Origin of the sequence: Sulfitobacter sp. S223 (assembly GCF_025143825.1) — a bacterium.
GTDB lineage: Bacteria > Pseudomonadota > Alphaproteobacteria > Rhodobacterales > Rhodobacteraceae > Sulfitobacter.
The window spans coordinates 1498394-1515578 of the sequence record NZ_CP083560.1; the positions used below are offsets into that span (position 1 = coordinate 1498394).

Below are 17185 nucleotides of genomic sequence, written 5' to 3' on the forward strand. Positions count from 1 at the left end.
TGCGTGTTGTGCACACAGGTTTACAGAAGGAATTAGCAAGCCATTAGGGCGAAAATGCGGAAAATACGCGCGATATTGCGGCGTGTTTTAGTCTGATTTGCGTTCAAGATTCGCGTAGTGAACCATGAACTGCGCAGCTTTCATCGGCACCGGTTGAGAGGGTGCGGCCATCATCAGGCGACCAAAAAGCGCGCGAAATGGTTCTTTCTGCAATAAAGCTTTGAAACGGGCGCTGCGCCACTCCACCGCAGCGGCATGAATCCGGAACAAAACCGGGTCAGCCTTGAGCGCGCCGAGTTCGGCGGCACGCGGGCCTGCAAGGCTCTGGATAGATGTGTCTTCATCAGTATTGAAATTCCGTTCTATCCAGTAGTCCAGCCCCAGCAGGTCGTCGCTGTGGACAGCACGGCCACGATCAGCCTTGAGAACGTAGCTTTCCATTGCGCCAAGCGGATAATGGTTGAGCTGAACCAGACCATAGTTATTCTGTCCAAAGTTTGAAAAAATGCGCTTGTTTACAAAGGGTTCAGGCAGGGCTTTGCCATTTCCATCGAACCAACGCGCTTGTGCCAACTTTTTGCTATTGGGATCGCGGGGGCGGTGTACGCCGGGCTTTTTATAAATCCCGTTATTGCGGTAGAGGGTTTTGAACATGGCCGCGCGCCATGGCCAGTACATGATAGTAGGGGCGGCCTGTGTGAAAGTATCCAGCACGGGCTGATCGGCATATCGGACCTGACCATTCGCGCCAAACAGCCGCCATGTAAGTGTGATCGCTGTGGCGTCTGGAATAGCCTCGTGCAGGGCGGTCAGCGTGTGGTCGCCGCAATGGATGTTTACAAATTCGTCCACATCCAGTGGCAGTATCCAGTCTGCCTGCTGCACAACAGGGTGTTTCGCCGCCTTCTTCAACGCGGTGAACTGAATTCCGCCTTTGTCGTAGGGACCGGTGTTGCGGACATGTGTAAGGTGACCCATCTCTTCTAAACGGTCGAGCATGGCATCCGTGCCGTCCTGACAATCGTTTGAGAAGATCAAAAAATTATCGAACCCTACTGCGCGGTGATGGGCTAGCCATTCGAGCAAAAACGCGGCCTCATTGCGCACGCATAGGATGGCAAGATGTGTCATCCTACCAAGCACGCCGGAAGCAGACGACCTTATGGGTCGAGCCGCGGGAGTAATAGGCAAGCCCGGCGTCCATCATGGCGCGAAACACTGCATTAACGCCTTCTGGGCCGATGTGTTGGGGGTGCAATTCAATCATAGCGCCGCGCAGGCCGGTAAGATCCAGATGTGGCAGCAGCGCCGCCTCTGCGCCTTCAATGTCAGCGATCAGAATGGTTGGCTGGATTTCCTTAAAAACGTGGGAAGCGTTCAGTACATCCACCTTCACCTTTTGCGTGTTCGCCTCAGTGTCGTCTTCATGCGGGTCCATCGAAGATGCCAGCAGGTTTTCCCGGACATAGAAATTCGTGCTGCCGTTGCGTTTACCCAACAGACCGTGGGTCACATGGGCATTAGACAGCCGGTTAGCGGAATGCACGGATTCGATGTAGGGGATGAGGGCAGGGTTGGCCTCAAAGGCGAAGACGTTCTTGATATTGCGGCGCGTGGCCACCAGCGTGGACATAAATCCGATGCCAGCGCCCAGTTCGATCACGGTATCTTCGTCGCGTACAAGGCGCAGAACGCATTGCGCCTCTTTCGCCTCATAGCGGTTTTCGCGGAGCGCTGCGCGCAGTTTGCCAGTGATGAAATGATCGTCTTTGGGGAATTTCATGCCTTTGGACATGACAAAGGGATCACGGTTGGGGTGTTCATCCATCGCTTAACTCTCCATATCGAGTGCCAGTGCGTAGGCCACACGCTCTGTCTCGGTTAGTTTTACGGCAAGCGCTTCTTTGTAGAGATCGGCGAATTCTGGGTTCTGGTGCAGTTCCTCAGCCTTGGCACGGTGCCATTCCAGCCCTTTTTGGTGCCAGCCACGCAAGGCATCGTCCTGCATCAGGCGGTCGTACTCAAGCTTGAGACGGGGGCTGTTGCGCTTGATCGTGATGTCGCGGTAATCCGACCAGTCCATACGGATCCAGTAGTTGATCCCGATAGAGCGATCGACATGCAAGGCGCGCCCGCGCTGCCGTTTGATCAGGAAACTCTCGGCCGAGCGTAGCGCGTAGTGGTTGAGTTGCAGCAGATCATAGCCGATGGACTTCTTCGATGAGCGCCAGCCGTTTTTGGCCACTTCGCGCGTCATATCCTTACCTGATCCATTTACCCATTTTACCTTGTTTTCAAAGGCTTCATCAAGCTTGTTAGGGCGGTGGCATGAGATTTTTTCATAGGCGCCGATGTTTTTGAACATCGTCTTGAAACCCCAAACCGTGTGCGGCTTGGGGCAGAACTTCGGCGCACAGGCGTCGAACTGTTCAATGACCAGATTATCGTTGAGCTTGGTGATGCCGTTGTGACCGAACATGCGCCATGTCATGGCGACATTGGTGGCGTCGGGAACAGCTGAGATAAAATCCTGCAAAGTGCCGTTGCCGCAGCGCACGTTCATGAATTCATCCACGTCGATGTGAATGATCCATTCTGCATTTTTGATCACCGGCTCTTCGAGTGCGCAGTTGAGCGCGTGTTGCTGGGGGGAGTTGCCTTTCCAGTCGTCATTGTTGCGGTGCTGGAGCACCCCCATTTCCTGCAAGCGATCAAGTATTTCAGAGGTGCCGTCCTCACACCCGTTTGTATAGATGAGGAAGTTATCGACCCCCATGGCGCGGTGGTAGGCGACCCATTCCACGATATAGGGTGCTTCGTTTTTCATGCAGCCGACGATGACGTTGCCCGAGTTTCCTTCGGGCAAGACCCGCGGCACGATGGGCGCATACGCTGCCGCTAGTTCTTCCTCATTCACCGACCCCATCCGGTTGTGCGGGGCGAAAGGAGAGGTGCGCAGCTTTTCAAAGTTCTGGATGGCCAATGGGGGCATCAGTTTGCGTGCGGTTTCGGTCAGACCGTCAGGTGCGTCGTCCTCGCCGCGTGGTGCGGCTTCGGTGCGCGGTGCCTCTGGGGTGCCTGCGACAGTGTCTGCCAAACGCGCCAGATCATGCGCGCGCTTTTGCTGTTCTTCACGGGTGGCCTTGTCGATGCGCCACATAAAGCCCAGCAGATATTGCGAGGGCCGGAACCCGAATAGCGGATCAGCCTCTGACCAGCTGCCTTTGGCGCGCGGTGCCTTGAAGGTATCTGCGCTTAGCCCGGGCTGGGATTTGAGGAGTGCCTTCAGGCCGGGGGCAAAGTGGCGGGTGATCGGATGAAGCGCCGCAAGATCAAGGGGCGGTCCATCGACGGCGACATCTTGCACGAAACTGCGCCAAAGCTGGCGTGGGAGAATCCGCTGGCGGCTTGCCAGAACCTGGAGGATAAGGGCATTTAGTTGACGACCACGGGCAAGTGCTGCTTCAGGCGTCGGGGCTGGCAGGGCGATGGCCTCGGCCTTGCCGATATTGCCGTCTATCTTGAAGGTGCGCGCAATATCATCAATCACCTCTTCGGAGGCAAAACGGTCTGGGTCATAGCTGTGCAGTTGTACTTTGCCCGCGCCAAAGACACCTTCCCAGAAAGTGACCAGAGCGGGCAAGTCTAACCAGTGGTTGGGTGCTTGCGTTTCAGCAAAAACACCTGCGGCAGGGTCGATTTGCGGTGCCGCTTCCAGCGCCTTCTGCCACCAGCTTTCACTGCCCGCCAGATCGAGTTCGGCTTGCAAGCTTACACCGCGACCTTCAAGCAGCTGCGCGGAGTAAGCGCGTCCCAGCATACGTGTGGGCAAATCTACATGGGCAACCACTTCGATGTCTTCAGACAAGGGGGCCAACATGGCGCGCAAGCGTTCCAGCTCGGACAGCGACCGCAGGCCACTGCCAAGCTGTGTGCAAGAAAGGATCAGAACTTCGGGGTTATGCTGTGCCACCTCGCGGGTCAGATCATCCACCACCACTTCGCGCAAGGTGGCTTGCTTTTGTGGCGTGATGTAGCCGCGATTGAACCGCAGCGGGTCCACGTGGCCGGGGTCGGTCGCTGCCATGAACAGGCGGACGTGGTTCTTGTTTCCGGGGCTGCGGGCATAAAGGATGCTCTTGCGCAGCAACTGCTCACGCTTGTCGGACAGAATGGACTGGACCCTTGCTGCGCTGGCCTCTTCCAGGCCGATATGAAGGTATATGCGCATCAGCTTGCCTTGTGTTCGGAATTGGCATTGGCCTGTCCCCACCACGGCAGGTCATTGCCAAGGTGGTTTGCAACAGCATCATGCGCGCCTGCATCGGTCACATCATATTCCAGATAGGCGGGGTCACCCGCGAAAATAGCCGACAGATGGGCATAGTGCCCATCGATCCACTGTATCCGCTCGCGGCTGGTTTCTCCGTAGCCTTCGGGCAGGCCGGGAATGTCAGAGGCGGGCAGGCGGTCTGTGCCCAGATCGGACCAAGCAAGCATTGATTGCGAGACGTCCCAACTGTCACGCCGCGACGCGAGAAAGCGCACGTCAGGATGGTGAGTGCGGATCGCATCAATCAGGGCAAAGTCCATCTGTGGCCACAGGGATTTTCCTTTGCGCAAGCAGCTCAGCTCCGTCAGGGCGTTGAAATCCTCGAAGAGCTCAGCCGGGTCGCCGCTTTGAAAATAACCTTTGTAAAGCAGATCGGCCACAAAGGCGTCTTTGAGCGTCGGGTTTTCAGTCTGGCGGGGGCGGATACGGTGATCCGCAACACGAAAGCCTGCAATCTTCAGGGCGCGTGCCAAAGATGTCGTGCCAGTTTTCGGCAGGCCCAGATTAACCACCTTCAGGCTTCTCACAGGATTTCCTCCAGCAAGCCCAGATCACGCAACATGGCTTCTTCCTGAGGGGGGAGTTTGGACGCGCGGCGCAGGTGTTTTTGCATGTTGCGGTATTCTTTCTGTTCCAAAAGCGCATCGCGGCGCGCCTTATGTGCTGTCACACATGCTTCATGCAGTTGGGCAATATTACCTTGTGATTTGAGCGTCTCGATCTGCTTGCGCAAAGCGGGCAGGTAGCGGCGGATCGACGTGTCCTCCCAAGCGGGATCATTCCGCTCGCGCCAGTATGTGTCATCAAACGCCCGGTTTTCGCGGTTGACGTCTCCGCGATCATTCTTGACCAGATAGCTGTCGAGACTGCGCAAGGCATAGTGGTTCAGTGTTGCATGTGACCGTGACCCGGCTGCCGGAAAACGGCGGATGCGGCGTGGATTTGCAGCCACCAAAAAACGGTGCGGTACATCACGACCCGATCCGTCTGTCCAGCTGGGGCGCTGTTTTTTCTTCACCTTGGGTTGGAAAAAGGGCCGGTGCGCACCGAAATATTGAAGCGGAAAATCCTGCCGAACCAAAGATTTCACTTCGATAGCGGCTTCGCCACACCACAGGTCCGGGTTGTGGCTGTGGGTGAACTGTTCAATGACCGGACGGTCTTCGAATGTATCAATTTCGTTGTTGGCGAAAAACTGGAAATTCAGGCTGATGGTCTGCGGATTGCCGCAAGCATCTATCAAGGCTGCAAAACTGTGATCGCCCACGTGGATGTTCGGGAATTCGTCTACGTCTGCTACCCAGACCCAATCGGCATCCTGCACGACCTTTTGCTTCTTGGCGTCCTTGAGAGCCTCCATCTGATAATTTCGCCCCTCGGCGGGGTTTGGCAAATGCTGCACATGTCCCAGTTCTGCCAATGCGTCGAGCAAGGTATCGGTGCCATCATCGCAATCATTGGAGTAAAAAAGAAAATCGGTAACGCCTATGCATTGGTGAAAGGCAATCCATTCAAGCAGGAAGGGACCTTCATTCTTGACGCAAGTCACGGCCGTGATGCTCAGGTCATTCGCCATGGCCAGCTCCTTTCGGTGCTGCCGCGCCTGTCTTTGGGTTCAACATATCCGCCTCGTTACCGGGCCGCGGTGCCAACATAGCCCGTAACCTCTTTTTTCTGGTTAACAGGATGCCACCTTGGACGAATCACGTCAATCTTCAGTGTAGGGCGTCTCGGCGTGGCGTGACATATCTACCAATGGCTCCTTGACGCTTCGGCGATGCAATGGCCTTGTATGGTGATCACAACCCGAGGGAGCGACAGGTGGCCGATATATCTTCTATAGATGCAGTTCAAAAGATGCTGGCAGATCAGGGCTATGTTTGTAGCCGTGCCCTTGGCACGGTGGTATTTCTGAGCCTCAAGCTGGGCCGTCCTCTGTTTCTTGAGGGAGAGGCTGGCGTTGGCAAGACCGAGATCGCAAAGGCGCTTGCTGCCGCTATGGGGCGCCGCCTGATCAGGCTGCAATGCTATGAGGGGCTGGATGCGTCTTCGGCAGTTTACGAATGGAACTTTGCCGCACAGATGGTCGCCATTCGCACAGCCGAAGCGACAGGCGATGCAGACCGAAAGGCGCTCAACGCGGAACTTTTCAGCGACGAATTCTTGATCGAGCGTCCCTTGCTTCAGGCTTTGCGCCCTGACGAAAATGGGGCTCCTGTATTATTGATAGACGAACTCGACCGAACGGATGCGCCATTCGAGGCCTTTCTGCTTGAGGCGTTAAGCGATTTCCAGGTTACAATCCCTGAGATGGGTACGATCAAAGCGCCGGAACCGCCGATTGTGATCCTTACTTCGAACCGGACCCGCGAAGTGCACGATGCGCTAAAGCGCCGTTGTCTGTATCATTGGGTGGATTATCCCGATTTTGATCGCGAAATGGAGATTTTGCAGGCCCGTGCGCCCGAAGCCGCAACAGCCCTCAGTCGCGAAGTGGTCGCTTTTGTCCAGCGTCTCCGGACTGAAGATCTGTTTAAAAAGCCCGGGGTGGCTGAAACAATCGACTGGGCCAAATGTTTGCTTGCGCTTGATGTGCTGACACTTAGTCCGGAAGTGATTGCCGATACTTTGGGGGCAGTCCTTAAGTATCAAGACGACATTGCAAAGCTTCAGGGGTCTGAGGCCAAAAGGCTGCTTGATGACGCAAAGGCCAGTCTTGACGCATGATATGGATGACCGGAATGCCGTTGATACAACACGCATCAGCGTTACCTGCGCCAAGGTTCCCTGATGGTTGAACAGATCCCACTTGATTTGCCTGACAACCCCCGTCTTGCTGGTAACATCATCCATTTCGCGCGTGCGCTGAGGCGGGCGGGGCTTCCTATTGGGCCGGGCCGGATCATTGATGCCATTCAGGCGGTGCAGGTGGCCGGCTTTACCGACAAGCGGGACTTTTTCTATACGCTTCAGGCCTGTTTCGTAAATCGCCCTGAGCACGCGCGTATTTACGCACAGCTATTTCGTCTCTATTGGCGCGATCCACGGTATCTTGAGCATATGATGGCAGCCATGCTGCCAGCCATTCGCGGCGTGCAGGAGGAACGACCAGCTGAAGCGGCCGAGAAACGCGCGGCCGAGGCGCTGCTGGACGGGGCAGAGGCGCCACCGCGCGATGAACCGGAAGAGCCGCCCGAAGAAGAGACCGTGATAGAGGTGGATGCGTCTTTGACGATGTCGCACACAGAGCGGCTTAAATCCCTGGATTTCGAATTGATGAGCCTTGCCGAAGTAGCTGAGGCAAAACGGATGCTGGCGCGACTAAGCCTGCCGATTAAGCCGCTGCCATCGCGCCGCAGTAGCGCCAGCTTTGGTCAGGGTCGTGTGGATGCGGCACGTTCATTGCGTACGGCCTTGCGGCGGGGCGGCGAGATGGACCGCCTTGCGTTGAAAAAACCAAAAGCGCGCTGGCCCAATCTGGTGGTGCTTTGCGACATCTCAGGATCGATGAGCCAATATAGCCGTATCATCCTGCACTTTTTGCATGCAGTGGCGAATGAACGCGGGGCGGGCTGGGCGCAGGTGCATGCCTTTACCTTCGGCACGCAGCTTACAAATATTACCCGCCATTTGCGTACCCGCGATGTGGATGCCGCGCTGAAGGCGGCCGGTGCACAGGCGCAGGACTGGGAAGGCGGGACACGGATTGGAAAAAGCATCGAGGCGTTCAACCGCGATTGGTCGCGGCGGGTGTTGGGGCAGGGTGCTGTGGTTCTTTTGATCACTGACGGGCTGGACCGCGATGATCCGGACGCTCTTGCGCGGCAGATGCAACGACTACATCTTTCTGCGCGACGGGTGATTTGGCTTAATCCATTGTTGCGCTGGGATGGCTTTGCTCCGAAGGCGGCGGGCATCCGTGCGATGTTGCCCCATGTGGACAGCTTTCGTGCCGGCCACTCCATTGCTTCGCTTGAAGCGCTGGCTGCTGCCATCTCGAAACCCGATGACATGGGTGAGAAGGCGCGGCTGATGCAGATGATAGGAAACGATTAAGGGGGCCGCAGCCCCCTTGATGTTTTCAATGACGCTTAGGCCACAACTTTTTCAAAGCTGTCGGCATAGATACCTGTCAGATCGGCCAGAGGTGCCGATGAGCCGCCAAATGAGAGGGCATCGCCGCCGAATGTGCCAACGGTTGCCAGCGGCAGACCTGCCTTTTGGGCCGCGGCGATCAAGGCTTTTGCCGCCTCTGGTGTAGCCGCGATCAGGTAGCGCGCCTGATCTTCACCGAAGAGCGCACCTGTCTCGCTGGTTTCCAACGTCAACCCAAGGCCGGCGTGGTTAGCCATCTCAAACGCGGCGAGGGCAAGGCCCCCATCGGCCAAATCGGTACACGCGGCGATTGACGCGTGGTTGGCGCGGATGAAGTCGCCGTGCGCTGCTTCTGCTGCCAGATCCACTGGCGGGGCGTCCCCTTCGAGGCGGTCAAAGGCTTCTGCAAGGAGGGCAGACTGACCCAGATGGCCCTTGGTTTCACCCAGCAGCAACGCCACGTGGCCTGCTTTCACGTCGAATCCGATGATATCGGTAGACGCTTTGATCAGGCCAACAGCGCCGATTGTTGGCGTCGGCAGGATCGCGGAGCCGTCTGTTTCATTATAAAGCGAGACGTTGCCGGAGACGATTGGCATATCAAGAGCAGAGACAGCTTCACCGATGCCTTTGATCGCGCCGACAAACTGGCCCATGATCTGCGGCTTTTCCGGGTTGCCGAAGTTGAGATTGTCGGTGGTCGCCAACGGGGTGGCGCCAACGGCGGTCAGGTTGCGGTAGGCTTCGGCAACGGCCTGTTTGCCCCCTTCAATCGGGTTCGCTTTGACATAGCGCGGCGTTACATCAGAAGTGAAGGCCAATGACTTGTCCGTACCGTGGACGCGGACGATGCCAGCGCCCCAACCGGGTGTGCGGGCGCTGTCTGCCATCACCATGGTGTCATATTGTTCGTACACCCATGCTTTGCCTGCATAATTGGCCGACCCGATGAGTGCTTTCAGGCCCTCGATGGGATCGACTGTCGGCACATTGGTCAATGCGTCCGCTTTAGGTGTCTCGACCCAGGGGCGGTCATACTCGGGGGCTGTGCCTGACAGCGCTTTGAGCGGCAGATCGGCTTTGATCTCGCCGTTCAGACGGATGAGGAAGCGGTCTTCGGCAATTGTCTCACCTACAATGGCGAAATCGAGGTCCCATTTGTCGAACACGGCTTTGGCTTCTGCTTCCAGCTCGGGGCGCAGAACCATCAGCATGCGTTCTTGGGATTCAGACAGCATCATCTCATAGGCTGTCATGTTGACTTCGCGTGTCGGGACTTTTTCCAGATCAAGGATCACGCCAAGGTTGCCCTTGTCGCCCATCTCAACGGCGGAACAGGTCAGACCAGCCGCGCCCATATCCTGAATAGAGATCACGGCACCTGTTGCCATCAGCTCTAGAGTGGCTTCCATCAGGCGCTTCTCGGTGAAGGGATCACCGACCTGAACTGTGGGGCGTTTTTCTTCAATGGTGTCATCGAATTCGGCAGAGGCCATCGTCGCACCACCCACACCGTCACGGCCGGTTTTGGCGCCAAGATAAACGACAGGCATGCCAACACCGGAGGCGGCCGAATAGAAAATCTTGTCGGCATCGGCGAGACCGGCGGCAAAAGCATTTACCAGACAGTTGCCATTATACGCTTTGTCAAAGCGGACTTCGCCGCCGACGCAAGGCACGCCGAAGCAGTTGCCATAGCCGCCCACGCCCGCAACGACACCATGCACCAGCTGTGTTGTTTTGTGGTGGGCTGGCTCACCAAAGCTGAGGCTGTTCATCGCGGCGATAGGGCGCGCACCCATTGTAAAGACATCGCGCAGAATACCGCCCACACCTGTGGCCGCACCTTGGTAGGGTTCAATGTAGGAAGGGTGATTGTGGCTTTCCATCTTGAACACGACCGCTTGACCGTCGCCGATGTCCACAACGCCAGCGTTCTCACCGGGGCCGCAGATGACCTGAGGGCCTGTCGTTGGCAAAGTCCGCAGCCATTTCTTGGATGATTTATAGGAACAATGCTCGTTCCACATGGCCGAGAAAATGCCAAGCTCTGTGAAACTGGGCGTACGACCTATCAGATCCAGAATCGTCTGATACTCGCTCTCGCTTAGCCCGTGGGCCGAGATGATATCCTGCGTGATGGCTGGCTCTGACATGGTGCGCTCCCCGAAGGCGATAAAACTTGGCCTCTCTCTTATGGCAGGAGCGTGCAGGGGGGAAGGGCGATTCAGCCGCTGTAGGCAATCAGAGGTGGGGGAATCCTGCCATGCGATCAAAGATTGCCAAAACAGCAGACAAAAAAAGACCGGGCACAAAGGCCCGGCCAAGTCCAACAGGGAGGTATAAGGCGAGTCGCGTGTGCGGCTCAATCCTTATACGGGTCAATTAAGATGCAGGTTGCTCACAATCAAGGCAGATTGTGATAACGAAGTGGCATGTCCGCTATGCGTTTTGTGCATAGCTGGGCCGTAGAAGCGATTAGCTCTCTTTGAGTTGCTTCCGGTACGAAATGATTTCGTCTTGAACAAAGTCCTTGAATGCTGCCACGCGTTTTGATTGGCGCAGCTCCTCCGGATAGGCAAGGAAGACAGGAACTTCGGCTGATTCCACCTCTGGCAGAACCCGTACCATGTCGGGGAAATCCTGCACCAGATAGTCTGGCAGTACTCCGATACCAAGGTGGTTCAGCACGCCCTGTAGCACGCCGAAGTAGTTGTTTACGGTCAAAAGGGACTTCACGTCATGCATCATGAGCTGCTGGATAAGCTGGAGACCTGCACCAACCTGATCGCTGCCAATGTTCTGGCAGATCAATCGATAATCTGTGATGTCTTCGATGTTCCCCGGTGTTCCGTTGGCCTTTAGGTAGGCGGGGCTTGCATACAAACACATGCGCACGGTCATCAGCCGCTTGCGGACAAGATCCGCCTGAGATGGTTCTTTCAGCCGGATTGCGACATCCGCCTCGCGCATGGGCAAATCCAGAACGCGCTCTTCCAGCATCAGGTCAACTTTGAGGTCGGGGTATTTGTCGTATAGCTTTGACAAACGTGGTGCGAGCCACAGTGTGCCGAAGCCGGTGGTGGTGGTTACGCGCAGCTCACCGAATACTTCTTCTTCGCTGTCGCGGATGCGCGCAGATGCGGCATCCAGACGTTTTGACATCGCCCGCGTCGCGTCAAACAGCAGCTCTCCCTGCTCGGTGAGAATCAGTCCGCGTGCATGACGGTGGAACAGATTCGTGTTAAGCTGCTCCTCAAGTCCGCGCACCTGACGGCTGACAGCTGATTGCGACAGATTCAATTTGTCGCCGGCATGGGTCAGCGAGCCAGCGTCCGCCACTGCGTGAAAAATCCTTAATTTGTCCCAATCCATCGCCATTCCTTCCGGTTGATGGCCTCATACCGGAAGTTAGCTACCGGACACAGCCTAAACCATAGGGGAAAAAAATTGAAAATGCATTACATGCTATACAGGTCAGTAAATGTGACCTATTGTGGTTAAAAATTCTGCACGTTGATGCAGGCCATTGGCCTGCGGGGTTCTTGGGAGGGATACCATGACAAAGCAAAAGATTTCACTGAACGACCGCTTGGACCTGAGCAAAAGCCCTGTTCTGCTGAACGGAACACAGGCGCTGGTGCGGGCGATGATGATGCAAGCGGCGCGCGACAAAGCGGCTGGGCTGAATACTGCCGGTCTGGTGACCGGTTACCGCGGATCACCGCTGGGGGCTGTCGATCTTCAGATGAGCCGCGCTGAAAAGCAGCTGACTGAGTATAACGTCACTTTCCAGCCCGGACTGAACGAGGATCTGGCCGCGACGGCACTTTGGGGCGCGCAGCAGGCCGAGGTGCGCGGTGAAGGCAAATATGATGGTGTCTTTGGCCTTTGGTATGGCAAGGGGCCGGGTGTCGATCGCTCCGGTGATGTGATGCGTCATGCCAACATGGCAGGTAGCTCCAAACATGGTGGCGTCGTGATGGCGATGGGCGACGATCACACCGGCGAATCCTCGACCGTGCTGCATCAGTCCGATTTTGCGATGGTGGATACCTATATGCCGGTGCTGTCTCCGGCTGGTGTGCAAGAGATACTGGATTACAGCCTCTATGGTTGGGCGTTGTCGCGGTTCGCGGGGGTCTGGGTCGGCCTCAAGACGATGAAGGATACTGTCGAGGTGACATCGGTTGTCGATGGTGATCCGCATCGTTTGAATTTCGTCGCGCCGGACTTTCCGATGCCCGAGGGTGGTTTGAATATCCGTCTTGTCGATGACCGTATTGATCAGGAAAGACGTCTGATCGACCACAAACGCTATGCTGCAGAGGCTTTTGCCCACGCCAACGGGATCGACAAGCGCGTTTGGGGCAAACCCGGCGCCAAGATTGGTTTTGTGGCTGCGGGCAAAAACTATCTCGATCTGGTGCATGCGATGTCTTTGCTGAACATAGACGCGGAAGAGGCCGAGCGGTTGGGCATTACGACATATAAGGTCGGCCAGACATGGCCGCTGAACATGCGTGGTTTTCAGGAATGGGCCGACGGGTTGGACCTGATCGTCGTGGTCGAGGAAAAGCGCAAGCTGATCGAAGTGCAGATCAAAGAAGCGCTCTTTGATACCCGTGATCATGTGCGCGTCTTTGGCGGTACGAAAGCCGGGCAAGAGTTCTTCTCGGCTGCTTGGGCGCTTGATCCGGTGGATATTGCCGAAAAGCTGGGGAACGTCTTGTGTGACGAAGGGCGCGGCACGGATGGTATTCGTGCAGGTCTTTCTGATCTGGCCGAGGCGCGACGCGCAGATAACACCGAAGAGCTTGCCGGTCGTTTGCCCTATTTCTGTTCGGGCTGTCCGCATAATTCTTCTACCAAGGTACCGGAAGGCAGCCGTGCCTATGCGGGTATTGGCTGTCACTTCATGGTGCAATGGATGGACCGCGAAACCTACGGTTTCACCCATATGGGGGCAGAAGGGGCCAACTGGATAGGCGAGGCGCCGTTCTCAAATACGCCGCATGTCTTCCAGAACCTTGGCGACGGGACGTATAACCACTCTGGTGTGCAGGCCATCCGCGCGGCCATCGCTGCGGGAACCAACATTACTTACAAAATCCTCTATAACGACGCGGTGGCGATGACCGGGGGGCAAGAGAACGAAGGCGATCTGAACGCGCCGCGTATCGTGGCCGAGCTGAAGGCCATGGGGATCAAGAACCTTGAAGTGGTCTATGACGAAAAAGAAGACGTGGATTTTACGGCTTTCAAAGGGACACCGACCCATGAACGTGCAGAGCTGCAATCGGTTCAGGAACGGCTGGCGAAGGTCGAGGGCGTTAGTGCCATCGTCTATATCCAGACCTGTGCTGCCGAAAAACGCCGTCGTCGCAAGCGCGGCCTGTTTCCCGACCCTGACAAGCGGATGTTCATCAACACAGACGTCTGTGAAGGATGCGGCGATTGCGGTGTGCAATCCAACTGCGTCTCCATCGTGCCAGCAGAGACCGAGCTCGGGCGTAAGCGCGCGATTGACCAGTCGTCGTGCAACAAGGATTTCTCCTGCGTCAACGGCTTCTGCCCGTCCTTTGTGACGCTGGAAGGGGCGAAGATCCGCAAAGATCCGACCACGGAAGTCAAGATCCCTGATCTGCCGCTGCCACAGCTGCCCGGTATCGATGGCACCTATAACGTGGTGATCACCGGCGTTGGTGGCACAGGCGTTGTGACGATTGGCGCGGTGCTGGCTCAGGCTGCACAGATTGACGGCAAAGGTGCCGGTATGATGGAAATGGCTGGCCTCGCGCAAAAGGGCGGTGCGGTCAACATCCACTGCCGTCTGGCAGAGCGCCCTGAAGACATCAGCGCTATTCGTGTGGCCACGGGCGAGTGTGATGCGTTGATCGGCGGCGATCTGGTGGTCTCTGCGGGTAATAAGACGCTGGGCCTGACTTCAACCGGTCGCACCGGAGCTGTGGTGAACAGTCATCAGATTATCACAGGCGAATTCACCCGCGATACCGAATTCCGTATGCCATATGATCGGCTTGAGCTCGCGCTTGAGGCGCGGATCAAAGACAAACTGTCTATGTTTGATGCATCCGATCTTGCCAAGGCCACACTGGGCGACAGCATCTACTCCAACATGATGATCTTTGGTGGTGCGTGGCAGCGCGGGCTGATCCCGCTGTCATTGGACGCTGTTCTGGATGCGATCCGCCTTAACGGTGCGGCGGTGGAGCGAAACCTGCGCGCATTTGAGATCGGGCGCTGGGCGGTCTTGTTTCCTGCTGAAGCCGCCGCTGTGCTGACACCTACCGTGATTTCTTTGCCCAAGACACTGGACGAAAAGATTGCTTTCCGTCGCGATCATCTGATTGCGTATCAGGGCCGTGGTTTGGCAAAACGCTATGCTAAAATGCTTGACGGTATCAGTGACAGTGCCGTCCGCGAGGCTGTGGCAGAAGGTTACCACAAGCTTTTGTCCTACAAGGACGAATACGAGGTCGCCCGTCTGTTGCTGAGCAGCCGTGAAAAGGCTCAAGCCGAATTTGAGGGCGATTTTAAAATGTCCTTTAACCTTGCGCCGCCGCTGTTGTCCAAAAAAGGGCCAAATGGTCGCCCGATGAAGCGCGAATTTGGTCCGTGGCTGGAGCGGCCTCTGCGGATGATGGCAAAGATGAAGCGTCTGCGCGGCACGCCTCTTGATATTTTTGGCTATACCGCCGAGCGAAAGATGGAGCGTGCATTGATCAAGCAATATGAAGCTGACATGCGCACCGTTCTGCCCAAGCTAGACAAAAACACACACGAAGCGATCGTGGCGCTGGCTGCATTGCCGCTTCAGATTCGTGGGTTTGGTCCGGTCAAGCAAGCCAATGAGGCCAAAGCAGCAAAACGTCGCGTAGAACTGTTAAGCGTGATCCGCGCGGGCGGTACCCCCTTGGCAAAGGCGGCAGAGTAGCGTCATACCGCTGTAACACGACAAGGCTAAAGCGGGGAAAAAGGAGCCCGACATGGGAGCGATCCAATCTCCGCTTACGATCCGTGACCTAAGCTATGCTTGGTCCGCAGAGACCCGTGGCGGCAAAGCCATGATCCGGCTGATGGAAAACTCTACTGGCCGGATTTCCCTGATCAAACGCGCGCGTGGCTACGAAGACGATCTGGCGCGCGGGGCGAATTTCTTTGATGTGATGGTCGCGCGTTACGGGCTGACGCTGGATGTGGTGGGCGGCGCGCTGGGCAATGTCCCGCGCGATGGTCCGCTGATTATGATCGCCAATCATCCTTACGGTATTCTGGACGGCCTAACGATGGGCCATGTGCTGTCGCGCACTCGGCCGGATTTCAAGATCATGGCCAACTCCGTCTTTTCCCGAGCACCGGATTTACAGCAAAACCTGCTGCCCATCAGCTTTGAGCAAACGAAAGAGGCGCTTGCGCTAAACCTTGAGACACGGCGCACTGCGCTGGACTATCTGGGGCAGGGCGGAGCGATTGGCATCTTTCCCGGTGGCACGGTCAGCACAGCTGCAAAACCGTTTTCACGCCCGATGGACCCCAACTGGCGCAGCTTTACGGCGCGGATGATCGCAAAGTCCGATGCGACTGTGGTGCCGATCTATTTTGATGGCCACACCAGCCGGATGTTCCAGATTGCAAGCCATATGCATGTCACCCTGCGCATGGGATTGTTGATCAAGGAATTTAACAAACGCGTCGACACGCCTGTGCGTGTTGTTATCGGAAAACCACTGGGCCGCGATATTTTGGAGCCGATGGCGGGTGATGCAAAAGCGATGATGGATTTCCTGCGCAAAGCCACGTATGAGCTTGCTCCAGAACCGCCGGAATGTTTCGCGGCGGGATATGATTTTGAGGACCGGCATCGCAGCCGGTAAGGCGCGCATGGCGGTAGGTATTTTTGACAGCGGTTTAGGCGGCTTAACGATCTGGGAAGCCGTTCAGGCGCGCCTGCCGGATCAGGAATTCATCTATCTGGCCGATAGTGCGCATGCGCCATATGGCGTGCGCGATGCCGATGATATCTATGATCTAACAGTTGCCGCGACCCAGCGTCTTTTTGATGCAGGCTGCGATCTGGTTGTGCTGGCCTGCAACACGGCCTCTGCCGCAGCGCTGCGGCGGATGCAAGAAGGCTGGGTGCCCGCGGATAAACGGGTGTTGGGTGTTTTTGTGCCGCTCATCGAAGCGCTGACAGAGCGGGAGTGGGGCGACAATTCTCCGCCGCGCGAAGTTGCAGTGAAACACGTGGCGCTTTTTGCCACACCTGCCACCGTGGCGACGCGTGCCTTCCAGCGCGAATTGGCATTCCGCGCCATCGGCGTTGATGTTGAAGCGCAGGCATGTGGCGGTGTCGTGGATGCGATTGAGGACGGGGATATGATCCTTGCCGAAGCTCTGGTGCGCAGCCACGTGGATGCGCTGAAGCGCAAGATGCCAAAGCCGGATGCAGCCATTCTGGGCTGTACACACTATCCGCTGATGAAAGAGACGTTTCAGGATGCGTTGGGGGCGGATGTGTCCGTGTTCAGTCAGGCCGATCTGGTCGCCGAAAGCCTTGCGCATTACCTTGGCCGCCATCCTGACAAAGTCGGAAGCGGTAAGGCGGGTTTCCTGACCACCGGTGATCCGAAACGCGTCAGTGATCGCGCGACACAGTTTCTCCGACGACCGATCTCGTTTACCGCAGCCTGAGGCTGCACCTGACCGATATCCTCTCATTTACGGACGACACAC

The 17185-nt window shown here is 56.7% G+C and carries 12 protein-coding genes; 5 read left to right on the top strand and 7 right to left on the bottom strand.

Annotated features, from left to right (window positions below; genetic code table 11):
• Positions 1 to 87 precede the first annotated feature (87 nt).
• The 5 genes from K3757_RS07225 to K3757_RS07245 are packed head-to-tail and all read right to left on the bottom strand — an operon-like array spanning position 88 to position 5897.
• Positions 88 to 1131, bottom strand: coding sequence for a glycosyltransferase family 2 protein (locus K3757_RS07225; protein ID WP_260000588.1), 1044 nt, complete (start codon positions 1129 to 1131; stop codon positions 88 to 90).
• A gap of 1 nt (position 1132) precedes the next feature.
• The gene (locus tag K3757_RS07230) at positions 1133 to 1828 is read right to left on the bottom strand and encodes an FkbM family methyltransferase (RefSeq protein WP_260000590.1); all 696 of its coding nucleotides are present in this window, start codon (positions 1826 to 1828) and stop codon (positions 1133 to 1135) included.
• Between the two features lie 3 nt (positions 1829 to 1831).
• The gene (locus K3757_RS07235; RefSeq protein ID WP_260000592.1) at positions 1832 to 4231 is read right to left on the bottom strand and encodes a glycosyltransferase family 2 protein; all 2400 of its coding nucleotides are present in this window, start codon (positions 4229 to 4231) and stop codon (positions 1832 to 1834) included.
• A complete protein-coding gene (locus K3757_RS07240; protein ID WP_260000594.1) occupies positions 4231 to 4860 on the bottom strand; it encodes a sulfotransferase in 630 nt (209 codons plus the stop codon). Before K3757_RS07240 ends, K3757_RS07235 begins: the two co-directional genes overlap by 1 nt.
• Positions 4857 to 5897: a glycosyltransferase family 2 protein gene (locus tag K3757_RS07245; protein WP_260001210.1), complete on the bottom strand. Its 1041-nt coding sequence runs from the start codon at positions 5895 to 5897 to the stop codon at positions 4857 to 4859. Before K3757_RS07245 ends, K3757_RS07240 begins: the two co-directional genes overlap by 4 nt.
• Positions 5898 to 6190: 293 nt before the next feature.
• Between K3757_RS07245 and K3757_RS07250 the strand changes: the two genes are divergently transcribed.
• Entirely contained in the window at positions 6191 to 7060 is an 870-nt protein-coding gene (locus K3757_RS07250) for an AAA family ATPase (RefSeq protein WP_409202583.1), read from the top strand.
• Between the two features lie 63 nt (positions 7061 to 7123).
• Entirely contained in the window at positions 7124 to 8389 is a 1266-nt protein-coding gene (locus K3757_RS07255; RefSeq protein WP_260000598.1) for a VWA domain-containing protein, read from the top strand.
• A 35-nt stretch (positions 8390 to 8424) separates the two neighbouring features.
• Here K3757_RS07255 and purL read toward each other — a convergent pair whose 3' ends face one another.
• Together purL and K3757_RS07265 are read right to left on the bottom strand one after the other, a co-directional pair.
• Entirely contained in the window at positions 8425 to 10584 is a 2160-nt protein-coding gene (purL, locus tag K3757_RS07260; protein WP_260000600.1) for a phosphoribosylformylglycinamidine synthase subunit PurL, read from the bottom strand.
• Between the two features lie 322 nt (positions 10585 to 10906).
• Positions 10907 to 11803 carry a LysR family transcriptional regulator gene (locus K3757_RS07265; RefSeq protein WP_260000601.1) on the bottom strand — a complete coding sequence of 299 codons (897 nt, stop codon included), beginning with the start codon at positions 11801 to 11803 and terminating at the stop codon, positions 10907 to 10909.
• 184 nt (positions 11804 to 11987) lie between these two features.
• Here K3757_RS07265 and K3757_RS07270 point away from each other — a divergent pair, with 184 nt between their 5' ends.
• Genes K3757_RS07270 through K3757_RS07280 form a run of 3 tightly spaced genes read left to right on the top strand, consistent with a single transcriptional unit; the run spans position 11988 to position 17143 of the window.
• The gene (locus K3757_RS07270; protein ID WP_260000603.1) at positions 11988 to 15386 is read left to right on the top strand and encodes an indolepyruvate ferredoxin oxidoreductase family protein; all 3399 of its coding nucleotides are present in this window, start codon (positions 11988 to 11990) and stop codon (positions 15384 to 15386) included.
• 52 nt (positions 15387 to 15438) lie between these two features.
• A complete protein-coding gene (locus K3757_RS07275) occupies positions 15439 to 16326 on the top strand; it encodes a lysophospholipid acyltransferase family protein (protein ID WP_260000605.1) in 888 nt (295 codons plus the stop codon).
• A gap of 7 nt (positions 16327 to 16333) precedes the next feature.
• Positions 16334 to 17143 carry a glutamate racemase gene (locus tag K3757_RS07280; RefSeq protein WP_260000607.1) on the top strand — a complete coding sequence of 270 codons (810 nt, stop codon included), beginning with the start codon at positions 16334 to 16336 and terminating at the stop codon, positions 17141 to 17143.
• Positions 17144 to 17185: the final 42 nt, after the last annotated feature.

Coding starts and splice junctions, on each gene's coding strand:
- K3757_RS07255 (WP_260000598.1), top strand. CDS start 7,124: ATGGTTGAACAGATCCCACTTGATTTGCCTGACAACCCCCGTCTTGCT.
- K3757_RS07280 (WP_260000607.1), top strand. CDS start 16,334: ATGGCGGTAGGTATTTTTGACAGCGGTTTAGGCGGCTTAACGATCTGG.
- K3757_RS07265 (WP_260000601.1), bottom strand. CDS start 11,803: ATGGATTGGGACAAATTAAGGATTTTTCACGCAGTGGCGGACGCTGGC.
- K3757_RS07235 (WP_260000592.1), bottom strand. CDS start 4,231: ATGCGCATATACCTTCATATCGGCCTGGAAGAGGCCAGCGCAGCAAGG.
- purL (WP_260000600.1), bottom strand. CDS start 10,584: ATGTCAGAGCCAGCCATCACGCAGGATATCATCTCGGCCCACGGGCTA.
- K3757_RS07230 (WP_260000590.1), bottom strand. CDS start 1,828: ATGGATGAACACCCCAACCGTGATCCCTTTGTCATGTCCAAAGGCATG.
- K3757_RS07225 (WP_260000588.1), bottom strand. CDS start 1,131: ATGACACATCTTGCCATCCTATGCGTGCGCAATGAGGCCGCGTTTTTG.
- K3757_RS07250 (WP_409202583.1), top strand. CDS start 6,191: ATGCTGGCAGATCAGGGCTATGTTTGTAGCCGTGCCCTTGGCACGGTG.
- K3757_RS07275 (WP_260000605.1), top strand. CDS start 15,439: ATGGGAGCGATCCAATCTCCGCTTACGATCCGTGACCTAAGCTATGCT.
- K3757_RS07270 (WP_260000603.1), top strand. CDS start 11,988: ATGACAAAGCAAAAGATTTCACTGAACGACCGCTTGGACCTGAGCAAA.